This is a genomic window from Kitasatospora sp. NPDC086791, from assembly GCF_040685975.1.
Classification (GTDB): domain Bacteria; phylum Actinomycetota; class Actinomycetes; order Streptomycetales; family Streptomycetaceae; genus Kitasatospora.
This window is the reverse complement of sequence record NZ_JBFBOC010000008.1, coordinates 200,349-224,352: the sequence shown is the minus strand read 5'-3', so window position 1 is coordinate 224,352 and position 24,004 is coordinate 200,349. Positions and strand designations below refer to the sequence as shown.

22 protein-coding genes are annotated in these 24,004 nt (G+C 74.6%); 12 read left to right on the top strand and 10 right to left on the bottom strand.

What is annotated here, in order from left to right; genetic code table 11:
• Positions 1–61 precede the first annotated feature (61 nt).
• Positions 62–1,258 carry an acetoin utilization protein AcuC gene (locus AB0Q99_RS14785; protein ID WP_363571614.1) on the bottom strand — a complete coding sequence of 399 codons (1,197 nt, stop codon included), beginning with the start codon at positions 1,256–1,258 and terminating at the stop codon, positions 62–64.
• A gap of 179 nt (positions 1,259–1,437) precedes the next feature.
• Between AB0Q99_RS14785 and AB0Q99_RS14780 the strand changes: the two genes are divergently transcribed.
• Entirely contained in the window at positions 1,438–1,959 is a 522-nt protein-coding gene (locus AB0Q99_RS14780) for a hypothetical protein (protein ID WP_363571612.1), read from the top strand.
• Between the two features lie 29 nt (positions 1,960–1,988).
• On the opposite strand, the gene AB0Q99_RS14775 is transcribed toward AB0Q99_RS14780, so the two are convergent.
• A complete protein-coding gene (locus tag AB0Q99_RS14775; protein WP_363571610.1) occupies positions 1,989–3,191 on the bottom strand; it encodes an MFS transporter in 1,203 nt (400 codons plus the stop codon).
• Between the two features lie 121 nt (positions 3,192–3,312).
• Positions 3,313–4,140, bottom strand: coding sequence for a pyrroline-5-carboxylate reductase (gene proC / locus AB0Q99_RS14770; RefSeq protein WP_363571608.1), 828 nt, complete (start codon positions 4,138–4,140; stop codon positions 3,313–3,315).
• A gap of 261 nt (positions 4,141–4,401) precedes the next feature.
• Between proC and AB0Q99_RS14765 the strand changes: the two genes are divergently transcribed.
• A complete protein-coding gene (locus AB0Q99_RS14765) occupies positions 4,402–4,851 on the top strand; it encodes a hypothetical protein (RefSeq protein ID WP_363571607.1) in 450 nt (149 codons plus the stop codon).
• Positions 4,852–4,965: 114 nt separating this feature from the next.
• Positions 4,966–6,312, top strand: coding sequence for a hypothetical protein (locus tag AB0Q99_RS14760; protein ID WP_363571605.1), 1,347 nt, complete (start codon positions 4,966–4,968; stop codon positions 6,310–6,312).
• Between the two features lie 4 nt (positions 6,313–6,316).
• Here the strand turns inward: AB0Q99_RS14760 and AB0Q99_RS14755 are convergent, their stop codons facing one another.
• The 5 genes from AB0Q99_RS14755 to AB0Q99_RS14735 all read right to left on the bottom strand — a co-directional run bounded on the left by AB0Q99_RS14755 (position 6,317) and on the right by AB0Q99_RS14735 (position 12,157).
• Positions 6,317–6,877: a hypothetical protein gene (locus AB0Q99_RS14755; RefSeq protein ID WP_363571603.1), complete on the bottom strand. Its 561-nt coding sequence runs from the start codon at positions 6,875–6,877 to the stop codon at positions 6,317–6,319.
• A 100-nt stretch (positions 6,878–6,977) separates the two neighbouring features.
• Positions 6,978–8,822: a dihydroxy-acid dehydratase gene (gene ilvD / locus AB0Q99_RS14750; RefSeq protein ID WP_363571601.1), complete on the bottom strand. Its 1,845-nt coding sequence runs from the start codon at positions 8,820–8,822 to the stop codon at positions 6,978–6,980.
• A 163-nt stretch (positions 8,823–8,985) separates the two neighbouring features.
• Entirely contained in the window at positions 8,986–9,759 is a 774-nt protein-coding gene (locus AB0Q99_RS14745; RefSeq protein WP_363571599.1) for a methyltransferase domain-containing protein, read from the bottom strand.
• A gap of 48 nt (positions 9,760–9,807) precedes the next feature.
• On the bottom strand, positions 9,808–10,611 hold the full coding sequence (locus tag AB0Q99_RS14740; RefSeq protein ID WP_363571687.1) for a sugar phosphate isomerase/epimerase: 804 nt from the start codon (positions 10,609–10,611) through the stop codon (positions 9,808–9,810).
• 583 nt (positions 10,612–11,194) lie between these two features.
• A complete protein-coding gene (locus AB0Q99_RS14735) occupies positions 11,195–12,157 on the bottom strand; it encodes a Ppx/GppA phosphatase family protein (RefSeq protein ID WP_363571597.1) in 963 nt (320 codons plus the stop codon).
• Between the two features lie 599 nt (positions 12,158–12,756).
• Between AB0Q99_RS14735 and AB0Q99_RS14730 the strand changes: the two genes are divergently transcribed.
• A complete protein-coding gene (locus AB0Q99_RS14730) occupies positions 12,757–13,596 on the top strand; it encodes a hypothetical protein (protein WP_363571685.1) in 840 nt (279 codons plus the stop codon).
• Between the two features lie 41 nt (positions 13,597–13,637).
• Here the strand turns inward: AB0Q99_RS14730 and AB0Q99_RS14725 are convergent, their stop codons facing one another.
• A complete protein-coding gene (locus AB0Q99_RS14725; protein WP_363571595.1) occupies positions 13,638–14,807 on the bottom strand; it encodes an NADH-quinone oxidoreductase subunit D in 1,170 nt (389 codons plus the stop codon).
• A gap of 37 nt (positions 14,808–14,844) precedes the next feature.
• Entirely contained in the window at positions 14,845–15,837 is a 993-nt protein-coding gene (locus tag AB0Q99_RS14720) for an SAM-dependent methyltransferase (RefSeq protein ID WP_363571593.1), read from the bottom strand.
• 129 nt (positions 15,838–15,966) lie between these two features.
• Here AB0Q99_RS14720 and AB0Q99_RS14715 point away from each other — a divergent pair, with 129 nt between their 5' ends.
• The 8 genes from AB0Q99_RS14715 (at position 15,967) to AB0Q99_RS14680 (ending at position 23,923) form a co-directional block, all read left to right on the top strand.
• A complete protein-coding gene (locus AB0Q99_RS14715; RefSeq protein ID WP_363571591.1) occupies positions 15,967–17,196 on the top strand; it encodes a sensor histidine kinase in 1,230 nt (409 codons plus the stop codon).
• Between the two features lie 27 nt (positions 17,197–17,223).
• The gene (locus AB0Q99_RS14710) at positions 17,224–17,913 is read left to right on the top strand and encodes a response regulator transcription factor (protein ID WP_363571589.1); all 690 of its coding nucleotides are present in this window, start codon (positions 17,224–17,226) and stop codon (positions 17,911–17,913) included.
• A gap of 96 nt (positions 17,914–18,009) precedes the next feature.
• Entirely contained in the window at positions 18,010–18,981 is a 972-nt protein-coding gene (locus AB0Q99_RS14705) for a DUF2520 domain-containing protein (protein WP_363571587.1), read from the top strand.
• The gene (gene panC, locus AB0Q99_RS14700; RefSeq protein WP_363571584.1) at positions 18,981–19,886 is read left to right on the top strand and encodes a pantoate--beta-alanine ligase; all 906 of its coding nucleotides are present in this window, start codon (positions 18,981–18,983) and stop codon (positions 19,884–19,886) included. Before AB0Q99_RS14705 ends, panC begins: the two co-directional genes overlap by 1 nt.
• A 96-nt stretch (positions 19,887–19,982) precedes the next feature.
• Entirely contained in the window at positions 19,983–20,432 is a 450-nt protein-coding gene (gene panD, locus AB0Q99_RS14695) for an aspartate 1-decarboxylase (protein ID WP_363571582.1), read from the top strand.
• A 15-nt stretch (positions 20,433–20,447) separates the two neighbouring features.
• A complete protein-coding gene (locus AB0Q99_RS14690) occupies positions 20,448–22,118 on the top strand; it encodes an L-aspartate oxidase (RefSeq protein ID WP_363571580.1) in 1,671 nt (556 codons plus the stop codon).
• 4 nt (positions 22,119–22,122) lie between these two features.
• The gene (nadC, locus tag AB0Q99_RS14685) at positions 22,123–23,091 is read left to right on the top strand and encodes a carboxylating nicotinate-nucleotide diphosphorylase (protein WP_363571578.1); all 969 of its coding nucleotides are present in this window, start codon (positions 22,123–22,125) and stop codon (positions 23,089–23,091) included.
• Between the two features lie 46 nt (positions 23,092–23,137).
• Complete coding sequence (locus AB0Q99_RS14680; RefSeq protein ID WP_363571576.1) at positions 23,138–23,923, top strand: type III pantothenate kinase; 786 nt, start codon at positions 23,138–23,140, stop codon at positions 23,921–23,923.
• Positions 23,924–24,004: the final 81 nt, after the last annotated feature.

Sequence of the window (24,004 nt, the reverse complement as noted above, 5' to 3'; positions counted from 1 at the left end):
TCGGCGGATGGCACCGCCCGCCGTACGCACGCCCCGGCGGGACCCGGCGGGGGCGGCGGGTTCAGGCCAGCAGGCCGTGGTGGGGGAACACCGCGCGGCGGCTGGCGAGGATGGCCTGATCGAGCCGGTCGGCCGGATCGTAACCCGCGTCGAAGTCGCGCCAGGCCGGGCGGGCGCCGTCGGTCATCCGCAGCGGGGCCGGGCCGCGGGTGCGGCGGTAGACCTCGGCGCGCCAGGACTCCGGGGTCTCGGTGGCCGGGTCGACGGGCCGTCCGGCGGCGGTGGCGACCAGGTGGGTCCAGCTGCGCGGGACGACGTCGACCACCGCGTAGCCGCCCCCGCCGGTGGCCACCCAGCGGCCGCCGGCGTGCCGGTGGGCGAGGTCGTGCAGCTCCTCGGCGATCAGCCGCTGGGCGTCCACGGTGACGGCGAGGTGGGCGAGCGGGTCCTCCAGGTGGGTGTCGGCGCCGTGCTGGGTGACCAGGACCTGCGGCCGGAAGGCGGCGAGCAGGTCGGGCACCAGGGCGTGGAAGGCGCGCAGCCAGCCGGCGTCGCCGGTCCCGGCCGGCAGCGGCAGGTTGGCGGCGGATCCGGGGGCGTCCGGGCCGCCGGTCTCCATCGGCCAGCCGGTCTGCGGGAAGAGCGTGGCGGGGTGCTCGTGCAGGGAGACCGTCAGGACCCGGGGGTCGTTCCAGAAGGCCTCCTGGACGCCGTCGCCGTGGTGGACGTCCACGTCGACGTAGGCGACCCGCTCGGCGCCGAGTTCGAGCAGCCGGGCGATGGCCAGCGCGGGATCGTTGTACACACAGAACCCGGAGGCCTTGCCGGGCATGGCGTGGTGCAGGCCGCCGGCGAAGTTCACGGCGTGCGGGGTCTCGCCGCGCCAGACCGCCTCGGCGGCGGCCACCGACAGGCCGGCGATCAGCGCGGAGGCCGAATGGACGGCGGGGAAGGCCCAGTTGTCGTCGGTGCCGAGGCCGTGCCGGGGGTCGGTCAGTTCGGGGTGGGCGGCGGCGTGCTTGACCGCCTCGACGTACTCCCGGGTGTGCACCAGCCGCAGGGTGGACTCGCCGGCGGGCGGCGCGGACCGGACGGTCACCCCCGGACCGCCGTTCAGCCCCAGGGCCTCGACCAGGCGCATGGTGAGCGCCAGCCGGGTCGGGTCCATCGGGTGGCCGGGGCCGAAGTCGTAGGCGGTGACGGCCTCGTCCCAGAAGAGGTGCAGGCCGCAGGGGGTGTCACGCTCGGCTTCGGGCATGGCCTCCACCGTAGCGGGTGGCGGTCGCCGGGCCGCCGCCAGGGCGCGCCCGGGAGGGCGGCCCGCCGCTGGTCGCGCGGGTGGGGTACGGCAGGTGTGGTGTGGCTGTGGGGCAGCTGTGGAGGGGATTTGTCGAGGCGGTACAGACAGAAGCTTGGCGAGTACATATCCTCTCCGCCATGAAGCCATTCAGCGTGCAACGCCTTGGGGTAATTCTCGCTGCAATACTGGGACTTGGCCTGCTCTTTGCCACCCAGCCGGCCTCCGCCGCGGTCAACGGCACCGCATTCGCCGTCAACAAGTCGACGGCGAATCCGGGTGACCAGCTGACCCTCACCCTCTCGCTCACCAACAACGAGACCACCGACATCTCCTTCGCCTACGAGTTCATCCAGCCGATCTGGCCCGCCAACCAGCAGGTCGGCGCGTTCACCGTGATCGGCTGCGGCGGCGACAACACGGACTGCGCCTTCGGCGGCAACAACGCCCACTGGCACTTCACGGCGCCGATCGCACCGGGCGCCACCCGTACCGTCACGGTCACCGTCCAGATCACCGCGACCCCGGCGTGGACCGGCCAGTACACGCTCAACTGGGCCCCGTACGTCTACGTCGAGTACGGCCCGGCGGGCGCTCCGACCTTCACCCAGGACCAGCTCTGGCCCAACGGCCTGCCCGAGCTGCAGACCCTGATCGGCTGACACCCTCCGCCCGCCCGCCCCCGCCGTCGCTACGCGGCGGCGGGGGCGGGCACGACCACCGGTGCCGGGGCGAAGCGGTCGGCCAGCGGCAGGACGGCGAGCACCAGCAGCATCGGGGCGAGCAGCGCCCAGCGGTACGAGCTCGCGTCGGCGATCGCGCCGACCAGCGGCGAACCGAGCAGGAAACCCACGTAGTTGAAGAGGTTGAGCCGGGCCACCGCGGCGTCCGAGTCGGCCGGGAACAGCCGGCCGCCGGCCGCGAACACCTGCGGGATGATCGCGCAGATGCCGAAGCCGAGCACGGTGAACCCGGCGATGCCCGCCCAGGCGGTGGGCGCCACCGCGGCCGTCCCGAAGCCCAGCGCGGCCAGCGCGGCACCGGCGCGGACCACCGGGACGGCGCCGAAGCGCTGCACCGCCCGGTCGCCCAGGGCCCGGCCGAGCAGCATCGCGACCATGTAGCCGAGGTAGGAGAGCTTGGCGAGGTCCTCGCGACTGCCCAGGCCGTCGGTGAGGTACTTGACGCTGTAGTTGGAGACCGAGGCGTCGGCGATGTACGCGAAGGCCATCGCCAGGCAGAGCGGCAGCAGCGGCCGCCAGGGGACGGCCCGGGCGGCGGCCTCGGCGGCCTCCCGGACGGCGTCGCCGAGGTCGGCGGGCCCGGCGAAGAAGGTGCCGGTGAGCACCGCGAGCGGGGCGATCACCGCGGCGGCGGTGCCGAACAACACCGGCAGTCCGAGGTCGTAGTGCGAGCCGAGGCCGGCCAGGGCCGCGCCGACGATGCCGCCGAGGCTGAACGCGGCGTGGAAGCCGATCATGATCGAGCGGCCGTAGCGGTGCTGCAGGCCCACCCCGAGCATGTTCATACTGGCGTCCAGCGCCCCCACCAGCAGGCCGAACGCCCCCAGGGCGAGGGCGAGTTGCCACAGCGCTCCCCCGAGCCCGGCGGCCGCCAGGCTGAGGCAGACGGCGGGCTGGACCACCCGCAGCACGGCCCGCGCGCCGGTGCGCCGCACCAGCTGCTCGGAGGTGATCGAACCGACCCCGGCCAGGATCGGCACGGCGGCCAGGAAGACCGGCAGCAGCCCGTCGCTCAGCCCGTACCGGTGCTGGATCTCCGGGATGCAGGTGACCAGCAGCGCGAAGGTGGTGCCCTGGAGCAGGAAGCTGACGGCGAGCGCGGCCCGCCCGGCCCTCAGGCCGGGCGGGAGCACGGACGGCGCGGCACTCATACGGACCTCCACACGGGCCTCCTGGCGACCTCGCTACCGGCCGGTAGGACGATGTTGGCGAGAGCGTAGGCGGTGCGCCGCGATTGCGGGAGGGGTCGCGCAGGGACTTCTGCCCGGCGGGCTACTTCCCGCCGGAGGCCAGCTCCCGGGAGCGGTCCCGGGCCGCCTCCAGCGCGCCCAGCAGCGCGGCCCGCACCCCGTGGTTCTCCAGCTCGCGGATGGCCGAGATGGTGGTGCCGGCCGGAGAGGTGACCGCCTCGCGCAGCTTCACCGGGTGCTCGCCGGAGTCGCGCAGCATCACCGAGGCGCCGATCGCGGACTGCACGATCAGGTCGTGCGCCACCTGCCGGGGCAGGCCCAGCAGGATCCCGGCGTCGGTCATCGCCTCGACCAGGAAGTAGAAGTAGGCCGGGCCGGAGCCGGAGAGCGCAGTGGCCGCGTCCTGCTGGGACTCGGGCAGCCGCAGCGCCTTGCCGACCGAGCTGAAGATCTCCTCGGTGCGCGCCAGGTGTTCCTCGGTGGCGCACGAGCCGGCCGAGATCACGCTCATCCCCTCGTCCACCAGGACCGGCGTGTTGGGCATCACCCGGACCACCGGGGTGCCCGCCGCCAGCCGCTCCTCGAACCAGGCGGTCGGGACGCCGGCCGCGGCCGAGATCACCAGCCGGTCCGCGCCGACGTGCGGGGCCAGCTCCTCCAGCAGGGTGCCCATGTCCTGCGGCTTGACCGCGAGGATCAGGGTGTCCGCGAGCTTGGCGGCCTCGGCGTTGGAGACCGCCACCACGCCGTACCGGGCGGCGAGTTCGGCCGCGCGCTCGGGGCGGCGGGCGGTCACCAGGACGTCCGCCGGGTCCTTGCCGGCCCGCAGCAGGCCGGAGAGCAGGGCCTCACCGATCTTGCCGGTGCCCAGGAAGGCGATCTTCTGTGCGTGTGCTGCGCTGCTGCCCATGGTCCGCTCCTCGGCTCGCTACTGCGGCCATCCTCGCACCGTGCGACGGCGCCCGGCGGGACCGTCCGGTCCGTGGTCGCGGAGGTCGGGGCGGGGCCGGGCCGAGGGCCGGGGCGGGGGCCTCGGCGGGGGTCGGGGCGGGGGCCTCGGCGGGGGGCTTCGGCACGTTCGTGCCCGACCCGGCCGGGCATTCGGCCCCTAGGGAGAAAACCAGGGGGTTCCCCTATGGCCTCCGGCCCCGGGCGGGCGCACCGTTGAACCATGGCACACGACGAAATGTCCCGACGTGAGAACCGGCAACTCGCCGTCGCCTCGGCGACCGTGGGCCCGTGGCGGACCGCCGCGGGGGTCGGTGCGGTGGTGGGGGCGACCGCCCTGGGGATCGAGGCGATCTCCGGCGGCTGGTCGCTGAGCATGCTGGCCGGACCGGCCGGCTGGGCCCTGTTCTTCTTCTTCCTGGTCGGCACCGTCGGCGGACAGCTGCGCCGCGACACCGCCGACCGACGACTGCGCCGCTGGGCGAACGACCACCCGTGGCAGTCGGCGCTCCCGGCGGCCGGCGGGCTGCTCGCGCTGAACACCCTGGCGCAGCTGTTCCTCGGCGACTCCGGCCTCTTCGGCGCCTTCTTCATCTCGCTGCTGCCCGCCGGCCTCCTGCTGGCGATCGCCGGGGTGGTGGGGTCGGTGAAGCAGGCCCGGGGCAAGTCCTGAGCACCGGCGCGGTTCCGGACGAACCGGGGTGAAGCGCCACCCGACGAGCACGGGTTCACCACGTAGCGTGCCCCCGATCGACGCATCGTCACACCCCGTCGTCATACTGGCGCGATGCCGATAGCCGAAGATCCGCGACCTCGCCCCGCCGGGGGCGACCGACCGGGCGGGTCCGACCCGTCCGGGACGGGCGGGAAGGACCCGTTCACCGACCTCGCCCCGGACGACGCGCTCGTCCGGGACGCCGCCGCCGAGGAGCGGAGCGGACGCACCCTCGCCGCCCGGTGGAAGCACACCCCGCCGGCCGACCCGGGCGGCAACCGCCCGGTGCACGACGGCCCGGCGCCCGCGCGCCGCTCCGGCCGCAAGCCCGAACCCCTGGAGTTCGACGCCTGGGGCAACGCCGTCCCGCGCCGCCGCGCGTGGCGCGCTCCGGTCTACACCGTGCTGACCGCCGCCGTGCTGCTCGCGGCGTTGAACACCGACGGGCTGCGCGGCTGGTACGCGGACCACGTCGGCGGCCTCTTCGCCGCGCACACCCCCGTGCCGACCGTCGCCCCCGAGACGGCCAAGCCGACCAGTGCGCCGCCGAAGGTCGACGAGCAGCAGCCGACCGTCGCCCACCCCTGGGCCGGCTCCCCCGCCGAGGGCTGGCCGACCGGCGCCGAGGCCTTCGTCCTCCCCGAGGCTCAGGCCACCGGCGTCTTCTCCGCCGCCCAGGTGGCCGCCCAGCTGCAGTCCGTCAAGGACTACCTGATCGCCGCCAACCTCGACCCGCAGGTGATCGCGGGCGGCCGGCCGGACGCCGCGCTGGCCCTGCTGGAGCGGCATGACCAGGACGGCGCGAAGTCGGCGCTGGAGCACCCGTCCAAGGAGAACGACCCGACCGACTTCTTCAGCCGGTTCGACCCGCGCGAAGCGATCGCGGTGGGCGACACGGTCAAGGTCCAGGGCCGGATGACCTTCGAGGGCGACGGGGACAAGGGCGTCCTGATCCACACCGACTTCAGCTTCGTGTACCCGCTGCGCCCGGGCCCGGAGGCCGCCAAACGGGCCGGATCGCCCCAGCCGGCGACCCGCGCCCCGCAGCCGACGAAGTCGGCCGCGCCGCAGGGCGGCGGCACGGCCAAGCCGGTGGGCCTGCTCGTGCCGACGGACGACGTGGCCGGGGACACCTGGACCACCCGCACGATCGTGCGGCGGGTGGACACGTTCCGGTTCTACGACCCGGGCCGCTACCAGGTCCAGCCGAAGAAGGTCGTCTACGACAAGAGCCAGACGAGCCCCGCCAACTCGGCCTGCGACGTCTACGACGGCTTCTTCCACCCGCAGTTCGACCAGTTCGCGGCGTTGCAGCAGGACACCCCCGGCTCCCGGCCGACCGGGCCGGCCGTCGACCCGTACGACCGCAGCAAGGACGTCGAGCAAGCCGAGGGGTGCGGCACGGTCAGCCGCAACTGACCGGTCAGCGCTTGCGCTTGGCCCGGCCCGGCGTCGTACGGCCCGACGCCGGCCGGCCCGGCGTCCTGGCGTCGGGCCGGCCGCTGCGGCCCGCCCGGCGCTTCTCGTACTGGGCGACGGCCCGCTCGTACGAGGCGCGCCGCACCCCCTCGCCGGGGGCCTCGACCAGGCTGCGGGCGAAATAGGCGGCCAGGGCGCCGGCGCCGCCGATCAGCCAGACCGCTCCGAGCGACGTGTCCTCGGCCATCCAGCCGGTCAGCCGGTCCTTGCCCTCGGTGAGCACCTTCCAGGTGCGCAGGGCGGACATCATCGAGCAGATCGCGATGGCGACGGTCAGCAGCCCGTTGAGGAAGGTGGCGTTGTCGGAGAGGGCGATGCCCTCGACGCCGAAGCGCAGCAGCAGCACCACGGCGGCGGTCGCCACCAGGGCGCCGACGGACACGCCGACCCGGCGCGGCCAGTAGCCGCCGTCCCGGTTCAGCCAGCTGGTGCCGAACCAGCGGATCGGCTCCGGCTCGGGGGCACCGGGGGCTTCGGGCGCGGGGGTGGGGGGCTGCTCGCTCACGCCGTCGATTATCACCCGACCGCCGCACACGGCGGAGGAGCCGTCCCGGCCTGCGGGACGGCTCCTCCGTTTCCGGGCCCGGGTTCGGTCGGGCCCGGGTTCAGCCGAGCTTGGTCACGTCGCGGACCGCGCCCTTGTCCGCGGAGGTGGCCATCGCGGCGTAGGCCCGCAGGGCCTGGCTGACCTGGCGGTCGCGGTTCTTCGGGCGGTAGCCGCCCGAGGCCTCCAGGGCGCGGCGGCGCTCGGCGAGGACCTCGTCCGGGACCTCCAGCGAGATCGTCCGGCCGGGGATGTCGATGGCGATGGTGTCGCCGTCCTCGACCAGCGCGATGGTGCCCCCGGAGGCCGCCTCCGGGGAGGCGTGGCCGATGGACAGGCCCGAGGTGCCGCCGGAGAAGCGGCCGTCGGTGACCAGCGCGCAGGCCTTGCCGAGGCCCCGGCCCTTGAGGAAGGAGGTCGGGTAGAGCATCTCCTGCATGCCCGGGCCGCCCTTGGGACCCTCGTAGCGGATGACGACGACGTCGCCCTCCTTGACCCGCTTGGCGAGGATCGCCTCGACCGCGTCCTCCTGGGACTCGACCACGACGGCCGGACCGCTGAAGGTCCAGATCGACTCGTCCACGCCGGCGGTCTTCACGATGCAGCCGTCCTCGGCGAGGTTGCCGTACAGCACGGCCAGGCCGCCCTCGACGGAGTAGGCGTGCTCGACGCTGCGGATGCAGCCCTTGGCGGCGTCGGTGTCCAGCGAGTCCCAGCGCTCGGACTGGGAGAAGGCCTCGGCGGAGCGGACGCAGCCGGGGGCGGCGTGCCACAGCTCGACGGCCTCGGCGGACGGCGAGCCGCCGCGCACGTCCCAGGTCTTGAGCCACTCGGCGAGCGAGTCGGAGTGGACGGTGTGGACGTCCTCGTTGAGCAGCCCGCCGCGGTACAGCTCGCCGAGGATGGCCGGGATGCCACCGGCCCGGTGGACGTCCTCCATGTAGTACGAGCCGTTGGGCGCGACCTTGGACAGGCAGGGGACCCTGCGGGAGACCGCGTCGATGGCCCGCTGGTCGAAGTCCAGCTCGGCCTCCTGGGCGGCGGCGAGCAGGTGCAGGATGGTGTTGGTCGAGCCGCCCATGGCGATGTCCAGGGCCATGGCGTTCTCGAAGGCGGCCCGGGTGGCGATCGCGCGGGGCAGCACCGAGGCGTCGTCACCGCCGTAGTGGCGGTCGGCGATCTCGACGACCGTCCGGCCGGCCTTCTCGTACAGCGCCCGGCGGGCGGTGTGGGTGGCGAGCACCGAGCCGTTGCCGGGCAGCGAGAGGCCGATGGCCTCGGTCAGGCAGTTCATCGAGTTGGCGGTGAACATGCCGGAACACGAGCCGCAGGTGGGGCAGGCGTTCTCCTCGATGATCGCGATGTCCTCGTCGGAGACGTTCTCGTTGACGGCCTGCGAGATCGCGTCGACCAGGTCGAGCTTGCGCACGGTGCCGTCGACCAGGGTGGCCTTGCCGGCCTCCATCGGGCCGCCGGAGACGAACACGGTCGGGATGTTCAGGCGCAGCGCGGCCATCAGCATGCCCGGGGTGATCTTGTCGCAGTTGGAGATGCAGATCAGGGCGTCGGCGCAGTGCGCGTTGACCATGTACTCGACCGAGTCGGCGATCAGGTCGCGCGAGGGCAGCGAGTAGAGCATGCCGCCGTGGCCCATGGCGATGCCGTCGTCCACGGCGATGGTGTTGAACTCGCGCGGGATGCCGCCCGCCTGCTTGATCGCCTCGGAGACGATCCGGCCGACCGGCTGGAGGTGGGTGTGGCCCGGGACGAACTCGGTGAAGGAGTTGGCCACCGCGATGATCGGCTTGCCGAAGTCCTCGCGGGCTACGCCGGCCGCCCGGAGAAGCGCCCGGGCGCCTGCCATGTTGCGACCGTGGGTGACCGTACGGGACCTCAGCTCGGGCACTGTGCTCCACTCCTTCGGGGCTCTCGCCGGCGCCCCGCCGGTGGGAGGGTGCGGGGGCCGCTGTGGCTACCGAGCCTACGCCCGCCGTCCGGCCGGCGGACGCGCCGTCCGCGATGCGGTCAGGCGGCGGGCCGTCAGGCGGGGTGGCTCCGCGCCCGCGCGGTCACTCCCCGGTGGTGGCCACGGTGAGGTCCAGGACGTACGGCTCGACCACGGTGCCGTCCGGGAACTCGGCGAGCATGGCCTCCCGCTCGGCGGCCAGCACCGGCGCGCGCTCCTCGGGGCTCAGCGGGGCCAGGTACGAGCGCGAGGTGAGGTCGGTCAGCACGTGGTCGACGGTGACCCGCCGCTCCCAGCGCAGCACCGCCCGGTCGACCGCCAGGCCGGCCGGCGCGAAGTGGCCGGTGTGGCCGCCGATCCCGCCGTAGCCGCGGTAGCGGGCGGGCAGGATGGCGGTCAGCCGGCGGTCGCGGGCGCGGACCCACGGCAGGGTTTCGTCGAGCACGTTCCACCAGGTGGCGATGGCACCGCCGGGCCGCAGCACCCGGACCGCCTCGGGGACCGACCGCTCGGGACGGGTCCAGTGGAAGGCCTGGGCGTAGGTGATCAGGTCGGCGGAGTCGTCGCGGAAGGGCAGGTCGTCACCGGTGCCGCGGACCAGCGGCAGCGCGGGCGAGGAGGCCACGAACCGGGCGGCCATGCCGGCGCTGGGCTCGACGGCGACGACGTCCGCGCCCCGGGCGGCCAGCAGCCGGGTGGCGATGCCGGTGCCCGCGCCGACGTCCAGCACCCGGGAGCCCCGGAGGCCGCGGCCCCAGAGCCGCTCCACCGCGTCGAACAGCCCGTCGGGGTAGCCGGGTCGGGCCCGGTGGTACTCGTCGGCCACCGCGCCGAAGCTCCGGGCCGCCGCCGCACGGTAGTCCTGGTCCTCCGCCATGTCCCCGCCTCCGTACGGAAGTTCGCACCCGTAGCGGGCCCGTACGGCTCAGCGTACGTGCGAGGGGGTGGCCAGGTGCAAGCGGGTGAAGGCCAGCGCCTCGGCCAGATCGGCCTCGCGTTCGGCGGGCGACACGGAGCGGCGGGTGTTGACCTCCAGCACCACGTGGCCGTCGAAGCCGGTCCGGGCCAGGTGCTCCAGCAGCTCGGCGCAGGGCTGCTTGCCGCGGCCGGGGATCAGGTGCTCGTCCTTGCCGGAGCCGCTGCCGTCGGCCAGGTGCACGTGCGCGAGCCGGTCGCCCATCCGCTCGACCATGCCGAAGGCGTCGATCCGGGAGGTGGCGACGTGCGAGAGGTCGATGGTGAAGTGCCGGTACTCCTCGTCGGTGACGTCCCAGCCGGGCGCGTACGCCAGCACCTCGCGGTCGCGGTAGCGCCACGGGTACATGTTCTCGACGGCGAAACGGACGTCGGTCTCGCCCGCCATCCGGTTGATGCCCTCGACGAACTCCCGGGCGTACTGGCGCTGCCAGCGGAACGGCGGGTGGACGACGACCGCGCTCGCGCCGAGCTTCTCGGCCGCCGCCCGGGCCCGGACCAGCTTGGTCCACGGATCGGTGGTCCACACCCGCTGGGTGATCAGCAGACAGGGCGCGTGCACGGCCAGGATCGGCATCCGGTGGGCGTCGGAGAGCCGGCGCAGGGCCTCGACGTCCTGACTGACCGGGTCGTTCCAGACCATCACCTCGACCCCGTCGTAGCCGAGCTTGGCCGCCAGCTCGAAGGCGACGGCGGTGCTCGCCGGGTACACCGAGGCAGTGGACAGGACCACCTTGGTCTCGGGGACGTGCAGGGCCGGGTGCCGGGGCAGCACCAGCCGGTCGGTGGTGCGCAGCAGCGGCGGGCGGGCGGCCTCCCGGCGGGCGGCCTTGACCGAGCGCACCGACTGGACGGCGGCCTTCGCGGCGCCGGCGGCCCGGGCGGTGCGGGTCTCCTTCGGCGCGGCCTTGGCGGCGGACCGGCGGGGGGCGGCGGCGCGGACGGGCTCCGCGGCCGTCCTCGCGGCCTTGGCGGCGGGCTTCCCGGAGGCCTTCCCGGAGGCCTTGGCAGCGGGCTTCTCGGCGGCCTTGGCGGCCGCCCGGTCCGTGGCCTGCTCCGTCGGCGGCCGCTCGGGGGCCGCCTGCTTCGCCGCGGCCTCGTCCTCGGCGGCCTTCTTCTCGGTGCGTCGGGCCGCCCGGACGGCCTCGGCGGCCCTGGCGTCCTCGGCGGCCTGCGCGGCGGTGGCGCCCTCGACCGCCGGGCCGGGCCGACGGCGCGGGCCGTCCGGCCGCGACCGCCCGTCCCCGGGAGCGCGGCCCTCCCGCGTCCCATCCTCGCCCGCTGGTTGCACCACGGGAGACAGCGTAAGCGGAGCGCGCTCCGAACGGGACGCCGTTCTACGGCGTGAGCGCCGGTCGGCGCCGGTCGGCGGGGCTGTCCATGGTGTCCAGGCGGCGCAGGATGATGCCCTCGCGCAGCGCCCACGGGCAGACGTCCAGCTCGTCCAGGCCGAACAGGTCCATCGCGGCGTCGGCGACCAGCGCGCCGGCCAGCAGCTGCTTGGCCCGGCCCTCGGAGACGCCGGGGATCTGCGCGCGCTCCGCGACGGTCATCGCGGACAGCCGGGGCAGCCAGGCGGCGAGCCCGCTGCGGGTGAGCCGGCGGTCGGCGTACGGGCCGGCGTCGGCGGGGGCCGCGCCGGTCATCCGGGCCAGCTGCTTGAAGGTCTTGGAGGTGGCGACCGCGTGCTGCGGCGGCCCGAGCCGGGAGACCTCGCCGACCACGGTGCCCATCTCGGCCCGGATGTGGCGTCTCAGCTCGCGCAGCCCGTCCGGGTCGGCGACGTCCCCGGGCAGCCAGCGGGCGGTCAGCCGCCCGGCGCCCAGCGGCAGCGAACAGGCGACGTCCGGCTGCTCGTCCAGGCCGCAGGCGATCTCCAGCGAGCCGCCGCCGATGTCCAGGTTGAGCAGCCGGCCGGACGACCAGCCGAACCAACGGCGGACGGCCAGGAAGGTGAGCCGGGCCTCGTCCTGACCGGAGAGCACCTGCAGCTCGACGCCGGTCTCGGCCGCCACCCGACGCAGCACCTCCTCGCCGTTGGCGGCCTCGCGCACGGCCGAGGTCGCGAACGGCAGGATGTCGACGACGCCCTTGTCCTCGGCGACCCGCAGCGAGGAGGCGACGTGGCCGACCAGCCGCTCGACACCGGCCCCGCTTATCGCGCCCTCCGCGTCCAGCAGCTCGGCCAGGCGCAGTTCGGCCTTGTGGGAGTAGGCGGGCAGCGGAGCGGCGCCCGGGTGGGCGTCCACCACGAGGAAGTGGACCGTGTTGGAACCTACGTCGAGCACACCGAGTCGCATAACTCTCCACGCTACGCGATCCGGGCCGGGGCGAAAGGGGTTGCGGCGGTCACACGCTGGTCCGGGGCGGGCGGGGCCGAGGGCCGGCCCGGGGCACGGACGGCCCCCGCGGAGGGCCCGGCGTTCCCGCCGCGGTCGGCGGTGTGCGGGCCGGCGAGCGCCACCCCGCCGCGGCCGAGCGCGGGCGGCCCGGCTCCGGCCCTCCCGACCCGGCCGGCCAACCCCTTTGGCCCGCCGACGAGTTCGCCGCGCGCCGGACCGCACCCGGCGGCGACGGCCCGCGCCGGCCCGCCGCCGAGCCGCACGAACTCCGCTCCCGCGCCGCGCAGTTCCCCCGGCCCGCGGACGCGCCGCCCGCCCGGCCGGCCGGGCGCCCCGGCGCCGCCGCCCGCCGTCCCGGTGCCTCCCCCGCGCCGCCCCGTACCTCCCCGTGACGGATCGGCCACCGCCCCGCGCGCCGACCCGGACCGCCGCCACCCACCTCGCCCCCGTCACCACCCGCGCGGAAGCTCTACCCTTGCCGGGTGGCACCAGCAGAAACGTCCAAGAAGAAGGCCAAGGCGAAGCCCGAGGCCTCCCCCGCCCCCGTCGACCTCGCGATGCCGACCCTGCGCCGCGAGATCCCGCGCGACGAGGTCGCGCTCGACTTCCCGCGCGCCTGGGTCGAGTTCGCCGACCCCGCCGACGAGGAGCAGGTCTTCCGCTGCGACCTCACCTGGCTGACCTCCCGCTGGTCCTGCGTCTTCGGCCAGGGCTGCCACGGCATCCGCGAGGGCCGCGGCGAGTCGGACGGCTGCTGCACGCTGGGCGCCCACTACTCGGACGAGGACGACGAGAAGCGCGTCCTGGGCCACGCGGCGCGGCTGACGCCCGAGCTGTGGGAGAACTTCCCGCAGGGCACCGACGCCAAGGGCCGGCTCGTCTCCGACGGCGGCATCACCATGCTGGACGAGGACGGCGACCGCCAGACCCGCCGGGTCAACGGCGCCTGCATCTTCGTGAACAGCCCGGACTTCGCGGGCGGCGCCGGCTGCGCCCTGCACGCGCTCGCGCTCCGGGAGGGCCGCGAGCCGCTGGAGACCAAGCCGGACGTCTGCTGGCAGCTGCCGATCCGCCGCACCTACGACTGGATCGACCGCCCGGACGACACCCGCTACCTCCAGGTCTCGATCGGCGAGTACGACCGCCGCGGCTGGGGCCCGGGCGGCCACGACCTTCACTGGTGGTGCACCGGCGCCCCGGCGGCCCACCAGGGCGCGGACGCGGTGTACGTCAGCTACCGCCCCGAGCTCACCGAGCTGATGGGCGAGGCGGCCTACGGCGTGCTGGCCCGGCTGTGCGAGGAGCGGATCGCCACCAAGGGCGACCGCAGGATCGCCCCGCACCCGGCCGACCCCGCCAAGCCCGGCAAGCCCGGGAAGCCCGGGAAGAAGGGCTGACCCCACCCGGGTGGGCCCCACCCGGGCAGGGCCCGGAACCCTTACTTGTCGATGTCCCCGACCACGAAGAACATCGACCCCAGGATCGCCACCATGTCCGCCACCAGCGTCCCGGGCAGCAGCTCGGTCAGCGCCTGGATGTTGTTGAAGGACGCCGAGCGCAACTTGAGCCGCCACGGCGTCTTGTCGCCGCGCGAGACCAGGTAGTACCCGTTGATCCCGAGCGGGTTCTCGGTCCACGCGTAGGTGCTGCCCTCGGGTGCCTTGAGCACCTTGGGCAGCCGCTGGTTGACCGGGCCGGGCGGCAGGGTGGCGAGCTTGTCGAGGCAGGCGTCGGCGAGGTCCAGCGCGTTGACGGTCTGCTCCAGCAGGCACTCGAAGCGGGCCAGGCAGTCGCCCTCCTCGCGGGTGACCACGGTGAGGACCTGCCGCAGTTCCTCGGAGCCGTACGCGAGGTAGGGCTCGTCGCGGCGCAGGTCGAGGTCGAGGCCGCTGGCCCGGGCGATCGGGCCGCTGACCCCGTACGCCTCGGCCTGCGCCCGGGTGAGGACGCCGACGCCGGCCGTGCGGACACGGAAGATCTCGTTGCCGAGGACCAGGTCCTCGAACACCGGCAGCTGCGAGCGGACGGTGGCGACGGCGGCGCGGACGCGGCCGAGCCAGCCGGCCGGGAGGTCCTCCTTGAGGCCGCCCACCCGGTTGAACATGTAGTGCATCCGGCCGCCGGAGGCCTCCTCCAGGACGTGCTGGAGGTCCTCGCGGCCGGTGAAGGCGTGGAAGATCGGGGTGATCCCGCCCAGCTCCAGCGGGTAGGAGCCGAGGAACATCAGGTGGTTGAGCACCCGGTTGAGCTCGGCGAGCAGGGTGCGGATCCACACCGCCCGCTCGGGGACCTCCATGCCGAGCATCCGCTCGACGCCGAGGACGACGCCGAGTTCGTTGGAGAAGGCGGAGAGCCAGTCGTGCCGGTTGGCCAGCATGATGATCTGCCGGTAGTCACGGGCCTCGAACAGCTTCTCCGCGCCCCGGTGCATGTAGCCGATCACCGGCTCGGCGGTGACGATGCGCTCGCCGTCGAGCAGCAGGCGCAGGCGCAGGACGCCGTGGGTGGCCGGGTGCTGCGGGCCGATGTTGAGCACCATGTCGGTGGTGCCCGCCCCGCCGGTGAAGTTCTCGGCTCCCGCCCCGATGCCGACCGTCGTCTCCCTCATGCCCCCAGAGTCTGCCATCCCGGCAGGGACTCCGAGCTCAGAGCCCCTCGAAGATCTCAAGGGGTGGCATGCCGACGGTCTGCAGCAGCCACCCGAACCCGCCCAGCCCGCCCGGGTCGGTCAGCTCGGCGCCCTCCCCCGCCCCGCTCAGCGCCCGCAGGTAGCCCACCGGATCGGTGGAGGCCAGGGCGAGCGGCGGGCGGCCGCCGCTCACCCCGAGCGCGCGCAGGGCCTCGCGCTGCGTCGTCCACAGGCTGTGGAGACCGGGCACGGCGACGGCGTCCAGGGCCACGTGCGCGGTGACGTCGCAGGAGCCGTCCGGCACCGGGGCCACCTCCCGGCCGTCCCGGAAGCCGGTGAAGGTGGCGAAGGGCGGCCGCCGCTCCGCCGTGTGCCCGTAGTCGACCGCCACGGCCAGGCCTCGCTCCAGCCCGGCGACGGCCCCCGCCCAGGCGGCGTCCCGGGGCCCGCCGAACTCCACCGTCTCCCCGGGCTCCGCGACCGGCCACCACCGCCCGGCCCAGGCCGCGTCCGCCGCCGACACCGCCGCGCCCGGGCGCAGCGCGCCGGTCGCGGTGTCCACCTCGACGTAGCGCAGCACCCCGTCCTCGTCCACCTCGCCGGCGTCCAGCGGCACGTTGTCCAGCCACTCGTTGGCGAACAGCAGCCCGGTCACGCCGCGCGGCGGCTCGTCCGTCCACCGGACCGCGGCCGGGAGCCCGGCCGGGCGCCGCGCGATCTCCACGCCGTACGGGCGCAGCCGCGCCAGCACCCCGGCGGGCAGCTCGGCCAGCACGCCGGTGAGCAGTTCCCCCCGCCCGGCCCCGACGTCGACGAAGGCCAGCTCCTCCGGACGACCGAGGGCCGCGTCAACGTCGAGGAGCAGCCGGGCCACCGCACGGGCGAACCTCGGCGAGGCGTGCACGGAGGTGCGGAAGTGCCCGGCGGGGCCCTCCGGCCTGCGGTAGAAGCCCCGCTCCGGGTCGTACAGGGCCTGTTCCATGGCGGGCGCCCACCGCATCCAAGTCATGGGGCGGGACGCTACCCGCCGGTCGGAGCACCCTCCCCATCCGGACCGGCGCGTCTCCGACCTACGGAGTAGGACGGATCGCCCTACCGGCGGACCTGGGCACGCGGAGCGACTGCCTACGCTGGACACGTGCATCGACTCAACGCCTGGCTCCGCCGTCACCCCATGGTGGTCGACTCCGCCTGGGCGGCGATCGTGCTCCTCATCGGCCTGGTGCCGAACGACAACCTCCCCGACGAGGGCTGGCGCTTCGACGCCGACGTCCTGGTCGCGCTGGTGCTGCCCGCGCTGATGGTCTTCCGCCGGCGCTACCCCGACGTCACCGTGGCCGCCGCCACCGGCCTCGGCGTCAGCCAGGTGCTGGCCGACGTCGAACCGGGCGGCTCCTCGATCGCGTACCTGGTCTTCGCTTACACCGGGGCCGCCTTCGGCCAGAAGTGGACCTCCCGGCTGGCGCTGACCGCCGGGCTGTCCGCCGGGCCGCTGCTGTTCTGGCAGATGCACCCGATGAAGACGGTCCACGAGAGCTCCGGCCACTACGTCTCCCGCCCGTACGGCTTCGGCGAAGCAGCTCTGATCACGCTGCTGATGACCACGCCGTTCATCCTGTGCTGGGCCTGGGGCCGGCTGACCCGGGTGCGCCGCGCCTACCTGACCGAACTGGAGGACCGCGCCGCCCGGCTGGAGCGCGAGCGGGACGCCCAGGCCAAGGTGGCGGTCGCGGCCGAGCGGGCCCGGATCGCCCGTGAGCTGCACGACGTGGTCGCGCACAACGTCTCGGTGATGATCGTCCAGGCCGACGGCGCAGCGTACGTCCTCGACAACTCCCCGCAGCAGGCCAAGGAGGCGCTCGGCACGATCGCCTCCACCGGCCGCCAGGCACTGGTCGAGATGCGCCGCCTGCTGGGCGTGCTGCGCACCTCCGACACCGCCGAGGAGTACGTGCCGCAGCCGGGCGTGGAGGAGCTGCCGGAGCTGCTGGAGCAGGTCCGCACGGCCGGGCTGCAGGTGGACTACGCGACCTCCGGGCATCCCCGCGAGCTGCCGCGCGGTGTCGAGCTGACCGTCTACCGGATCGTCCAGGAGGCGCTCACCAACGTCCGCAAGCACGGCGGCCCCGACGTGCACGCCCGGGTCGCGGTCGACTTCGGCGAGCGCGAGCTGGCCGTGCTGGTGGAGGACGACGGGCGCGGCAGCACCGACGAAGAGCTGGCCTCCGGCGGCACGGACGGCCTCGGCCACGGCCTGATCGGCATGCGCGAGCGGGTCGGCATGGTCAGCGGCAGCCTCGACGTGGGCCCCCGCCCCGGCGGCGGCTTCCGGATCCGCGCCGTCCTGCCGCTCAAGGCCGCACACTGACCTCCCGCCCCCTCTCTAGGAGCCACCTTGACCATCCGCGTGATGCTCGTCGACGACCAGGAACTGCTGCGCACCGGATTCCGGATGATCCTGCAGTCGCAGGGCGACATCGAGATCGCCGCCGAGGCGGGCGACGGTGCGCAGGCCCTGGAGAAGCTGCGGCACACCGAGGTGGACGTGATCCTGATGGACGTCCGGATGCCGCGCCTGGACGGTGTGCAGACGACCCGCCGGATCTGCCTGGCCGAGGACGGCAGCCCGCTGCCGAACGCCCCGCACGTGCTGATCCTCACCACCTTCGACCTGGACGAGTACGCCTTCGCCGCGCTCAAGGCCGGCGCCAGCGGCTTCCTGCTCAAGGACGTCCCGCCGACCGAGCTGGTGGCCGCGATCCGCGCGGTGCACGGCGGGGACGCGGTGGTCGCCCCGACCACCACCCGCCGGATGATCGACCGCTTCGCCGAGGTGCTGCCCACCCCGCAGAGCGCGCCCGGCTCGAACGTGCTCGGCCCGCTGACCGAGCGCGAGCGCGAGGTGTTCCTGCTGGTCGCCCAGGGCCTGTCGAACGGCGAGATCGCGGCCCGGCTGGTGCTCTCCGAGGCGACCGTGAAGACCCACGTCGGCCGGATCCTGGCCAAGCTCGGTCTGCGCGACCGGGTCCAGGCCGTGGTGCTGGCGTACGAGGCCGGGCTGATCCGGGCCGGGGCCACCGACTGAGCCGTCATGGCGTCCGGGCGCCGACCGTAGACTGGGGCCGTACGTCCGGTACCCGACGAGCGGACCGGAACGGTCATTCAGGACAAGGGTGGATGCGTGGATCCGTCCGACTTCGCCGACTCCGGCGAGTTCGCCCCGTTCGCCGACGGCCTCGGCGACGCTGCCTTCGGGGATCCCGGTGATCCCGGCAACCGCCCGGCCCGGCTCGCCGTCGGCGTGGTCGGCACCGGCCGGGTCGGCCCGGCGCTGGGCGCCGCGCTGCAGCTCGCCGGGCACACCGTGGTCGCCGCCTCCGGGGTGTCCGCGACCTCCCGCCGCCGTGCCGAGGCGCTGCTGCCGGGCGTGCGGATCGTCACCCCGCCGCAGGTGCTGGCCGCCGCCGACCTGGTCCTGCTGACCGTCCCGGACGACGCGCTGGCCGACCTGGTGGCCGGGCTGGCCGCCACCGGCGCCGTCCGTCCGGGCCAGCTGCTGGTGCACACCTCCGGCGCGCACGGCGTCGCCGTCCTGGAGCCCGCCACCCGGGCCGGGGCGCTGCCGCTGGCCCTGCACCCGGCGATGACCTTCACCGGCACCTCGGTCGACCTGGCCCGGCTGGCCGGCTGCCCGTTCGGGGTGACCGCCCCCGAGGAGCTGCGGCCGGTCGCCGAGGCGCTGGTGGTGGAAATGGGCGGCGAGCCCGAGTGGGTGCCCGAGGAGGTCCGCCCGCGCTACCACACCGCCCTCGCGCACGGCGCGAACCACCTGGTCACCCTGGTCGCCCAGGCGATGGAGCTGCTGCGCACGGCCGGCGTGGCCGAGCCCGGCCGGATGCTCGGCCCGCTGCTGGGCGCCGCCCTGGACAACAGCCTGCGCTCCGGCGACGCGGCCCTCACCGGCCCGGTCGCCCGGGGCGACACGGGCACCGTGCGACGCCACCTGGCGCAGCTCAGTACGGTGTCCCCCGACATCCCGGCGGCGTACCGCGCGATGGCCCGCGCCACCGCGCAGCGGGCGCTCGCCAACGGAACGATCGACGAAACGTCAGCGGCGGCGCTGCTGGACGTACTGAACGAGGAGACGCCCTGATGGCACGCGGCAAGCAGCCGAACAAGCCCCAGCGGACGCCGAAGGTCCACCGGGCCGTCGTCACCCGCACCGTGGACGACTTCGAGGCCGCCTTCTGGCCGGACGAGCAGCCCGTCGACAACGCCGTCGTGATGACCATGGGCGCGCTGCACGAGGGCCACGCCGCGCTGATCCGGGCCGCCCGCAAGCAGGTCGGCCGGGACGGCCGGGTCGCGGTCACGGTCTTCGTCAACCCGCTGCAGTTCGGGCCGGGCGAGGACCTGGAGCGCTACCCCCGCAGCCTCGACGACGACGTGAAGCTGGCCGAGGAGAACGGCGCCGACGTGGTCTTCGCGCCGTCCGTCGAGGAGGTCTACCCGAACGGCGAGCCGCAGGTGCGCCTGGTGGCCGGCCCGATGGGCGAGCGCTTCGAGGGTGCCACCCGCCCCGGCCACTTCGACGGCGTGCTGACCGTGGTCGCCAAGCTGCTGCACATCACCGACCCGGACTTCGCCTTCTTCGGCGAGAAGGACGCCCAGCAGCTGGCGCTCATCCAGCGGATGGTGGCCGACCTGGACTTCGACGTCGAGATCGTCGGCGTGCCGACCGCCCGCGAGGAGGACGGCCTGGCGCTGTCCTCGCGCAACCGCTACCTCTCGGCGGAGGAGCGCACCCGCGCCCTGTCCCTGTCCGAGGCCCTGTTCGCCGGCCGGGACGCCGCCGCGCAGGGCCCGAAGGCCGTCCGCGAAGCCGCCTCGGCCGTCCTGGACGGCGCCGAGGGCGTCACCCTCGACTACCTCGCCCTGATCGACCCGCACGCCTTCTCGGAGGCGGCGGACGACTTCCAGGGCGAGGCGGTGCTGGCCGTCGCCGCGACGGTGGGCTCGACCCGCCTGATCGACAACGTCCGCGTCATCGTCCGCTGAAACCCCGCTGCGGCACCCGCCGCAGAACCCGCCGAAGAACCCGCTGAAGCTCGGTAGCTCAGCCCTCAGGCAGGCACTCACAGGAGGCGTGACCCCATGCTCCGCACCATGCTCAAGTCCAAGATCCACCGGGCCACCGTGACCCAGGCCGACCTGCACTACGTCGGCTCCGTCACGGTGGACGAGGACCTGCTCGACGCCGCCGACCTGCTCCCCGGCGAGCTGGTCCACATCGTCGACATCAACAACGGCGCCCGGCTGGAGACGTACACCATCGCCGGCCCGCGCGGCACCGGCGTGATCGGCATCAACGGCGCCGCCGCCCGCCTGGTCCACCCCGGCGACCTGGTCATACTCATCGCCTACGGGCAGATGGACACGGCCGAGGCCAAGGGCTACGAGCCGAAGATCGTCTTCGTGGACGAGCGGAACCGGATCACCGGCCTGGGCGGGGACCCGGCCGAGGCCCGGGAGGGCACCGGACTGCTGCGCGGCGACGCGGCGTACCGTGGCGACAACGGCGCGGCCGACGCCGTCTCGCGCTGAAGGAGCCACCGACCCATGTCCACGCACCGCCTCACCGCCCCGGCCCCCGGCTGGACCGCCACCACCGACGTGGTCGTGGTCGGCTCCGGCGTGGCCGGCCTCACCGTCGCGCTCAACGTCCGCAAGGCCGGCCTGCGGGCCATGGTGGTCACCAAGGCGATGCTGGACGACGGCTCCACCCGCTGGGCCCAGGGCGGCATCGCGGCCGCCCTGGGCGAGGGGGACACCCCCGAGCAGCACCTGGACGACACCCTGGTGGCCGGCGCCGGACTCTGTGACGAGGAGGCCGTGCGCACCCTGGTCACCGAGGGCCCGGGCGCCGTCCGCCGGCTGATCGCGGTCGGCGCGGCCTTCGACCGCGGCGCGGACGGCGAGATCCTGCTCACCCGCGAGGGCGGCCACCACCGCCGCCGGATCGCGCACGCGGGCGGGGACGCCACCGGCGCCGAGATATCGCGCGCCCTGGTCGACGCCGTCCGCTCCGACCCGGAGATCGAGCTGATCGAGCACGCGCTCGTGCTCGACCTGCTCACCGACGCCGAGGGCCGCGCCGCCGGGCTCACCCTGCACGTGATGGGCGAGGGCCAGCGCGACGGCGTCGGCGCCGTCCGGGCCCGCGCGGTGGTGCTCGCCACCGGCGGCATGGGCCAGGTCTTCTCCGCCACCACCAACCCGGCGGTCTCCACCGGCGACGGCGTGGCGCTCGCACTGCGGGCCGGCGCCGCCGTCACCGACCTGGAGTTCGTCCAGTTCCACCCCACCGTGCTCTGGCTCGGCCCGGAGGCCGAGGGCCAGCAGCCGCTGGTCTCCGAGGCCGTCCGCGGCGAGGGCGCGCACCTGGTGGACGCCGACGGCGTCCGCTTCATGCTCGGGCAGCACGAGCTGGCCGAACTGGCCCCGCGCGACATCGTGGCCAAGGCGATCACCCGGCGCATGCAGGAGCAGGGCGCCGAGCACATGTACCTGGACGGGCGGCACTTCGGCGCCGAGATGTGGGAGCGGCGCTTCCCGACCATCCTGGCGACCTGCCGCACGCACGGGATCGACCCGGTCACCGAGCCGATCCCGATCGCCCCGGCCGCGCACTACGCCTCCGGCGGCATCCGCACCGACGGGCACGGCCGCACCAGCGTCCCCGGCCTGTACGCCTGCGGCGAGGTCGCCTGCACCGGGGTGCACGGCGCCAACCGGCTGGCCTCCAACTCGCTGCTGGAGGGCCTGGTCTTCGCCGAGCGGATCGCGGCCGACCTGACCGGGCGGCACCTGGCCGGCGAGCTGCCCGAGCGCACCGTGGACGTCGCCGCCGCGCGGGCCGCCCACCCCGTCCCGCTGCCGCCGTCCGAGGCGCGCGCCGAGATCCAGCGGCTGATGTCGCGCGGCGCGGGCGTGCTGCGCTCGGCCGCCTCGATGGCCGGCACCGCGGCCGGGCTCGCCCTGCTCGCCGAGCAGGCGTACGCGCACGTCGCGGAGGAGAAGCCGGCCGACCCCCGGGTGGAGACCTGGGAGGCCGCCAACCTGCTGCTGGTCGCCACCGCGCTGGTCGCGGCCGCCGCGCAGCGCGAGGAGACCCGCGGCTGCCACTGGCGCGAGGACCACCCCGAGCGCGACGACGCCCACTGGCGACGCCACCTGATCACCACCCTCGCCGCCACCGGCGGTCCCGTCAGCACCCCTGAGGAGCAGTAGAACCATGACCCACTCCCACGAGGAACTCCCCCTGGCCGACCTGGGCGGCTGTGGCGACGGCTGCGCCTGCGGGGACGGCGAGGGCTACGAGACCGGTCTGGACCCCCAGCTGGCCGAGCTGCTGGAGCAGGCCGGGCTGGACCCGGTCGAGGTCGAGGACATCGCGACCCTGGCGCTGGCCGAGGACCTGGCCGGCGGCGAGGACGTCACCTCGGTGGCCACCGTGCCCGCCGACGCCGTCGCCACCGCCGACTTCACCGCCCGCCAGGCGGGCGTGGTGGCCGGCCTGCGGGTCGCCGAGGCGGTCGTCTCGCTGGTCTGCGAGGAGGAGTTCGAGGTCGAGCGGCACGTCGAGGACGGTGACCGGGTGGAGGCCGGCCAGGTGCTGCTCTCGGTCCGCTCCCGCACCCGCGACCTGCTGACCGCCGAGCGCAGCGCGCTCAACCTGCTCTGCCACCTGTCCGGCATCGCCACCGCGACCCGCGCCTGGGCGGACGCCCTGGAGGGCACCGGCGCGGTGGTCCGGGACACCCGCAAGACCACCCCGGGCCTGCGCGCGCTGGAGAAGTTCGCGGTCCGCTGCGGCGGCGGCGCCAACCACCGGATGGCACTGTCCGACGCCGCCCTGGTGAAGGACAACCACGTGGTCGCGGCCGGCGGCGTGGCCGAGGCCTTCCGGGCCGTCCGGGCCGCCTACCCGGAGCTGCCGGTCGAGGTCGAGGTGGACGAGCTGGAGCAGATCGCGCCGGTCCTGGAGGCCGGGGCCGACCTGATCCTGCTGGACAACTTCACCGTCGGGCAGCTGAAGGAGGCCGTCGCCCTGGTGGCCGGCCGGGCGAAGCTGGAGGCCTCCGGCGGACTGACCCTGGTCAGCGCGCGCGAGGTCGCCCAGACTGGTGTCGACTACCTGGCCGTGGGCGCGCTCACGCACTCCTCGCCGATCCTGGACATCGGCCTGGACCTGCGCGCCTGACCGTCAGGTCGAGAGCAGACCTGTCCCGACTCGCAGAAAGCCCCCCATGCTCCTCACCATCGACGTCGGCAACACCCAGACCACACTCGGCCTGTTCGACGGCGAGGAAGTGGTGGAACACTGGCGGATCTCCACCGATCCGCGCCGCACGGCCGATGAACTGGCGGTGCTGCTCCAGGGGTTGATGGGCAACCACACCGCGGTCCGGGAGGCCTCGGTGGAGGGCCTGGCGATCTGCTCGTCCGTTCCCGCCGTGCTCCACGAGCTCCGCGAGGTGACCCGCCGCTACTACGGCGACGTCCCCGCGGTGATCGTGGAGCCCGGCGTGAAGACCGGGGTGCACGTCCTGATGGACAATCCCAAGGAGGTCGGCGCCGACCGGATCGTCAACGCGCTGGCCGCCAACCACTTGTACGGCGGCCCGTGCATCGTGGTCGACTTCGGCACCGCGACCACCTTCGACGCCGTCAACGCCCGCGGCGACTACGTCGGCGGCGCGATCGCCCCCGGCATCGAGATCTCCGTCGAGGCCCTCGGCGTCCGCGGCGCCCAGCTGCGCAAGATCGAGTTGGCCCGCCCGCGCAACGTGATCGGCAAGAACACCGTCGAGGGCATGCAGTCCGGCATCCTCTACGGCTTCGCCGGCCAGGTCGACGGCCTGGTCGAGCGGATGGCCCGCGAACTCGCCAAGGACCCGGACGACGTCCAGGTGATCGCCACCGGCGGCCTGGCGCCGCTGGTCCTCGGCGAGGCCACCACGATCGACGTCCACGAACCCTGGCTCACCCTGATCGGCCTGCGCCTGGTCTACGAACGCAACCGCCCGAGCTGACCGGCGCCCGGCGGGCGGGCTCCGGCGGCACGCCGGGCGGGGAGCGGGAGGGCGGGCCGACCGTGCGGAATTCCGCGCGAC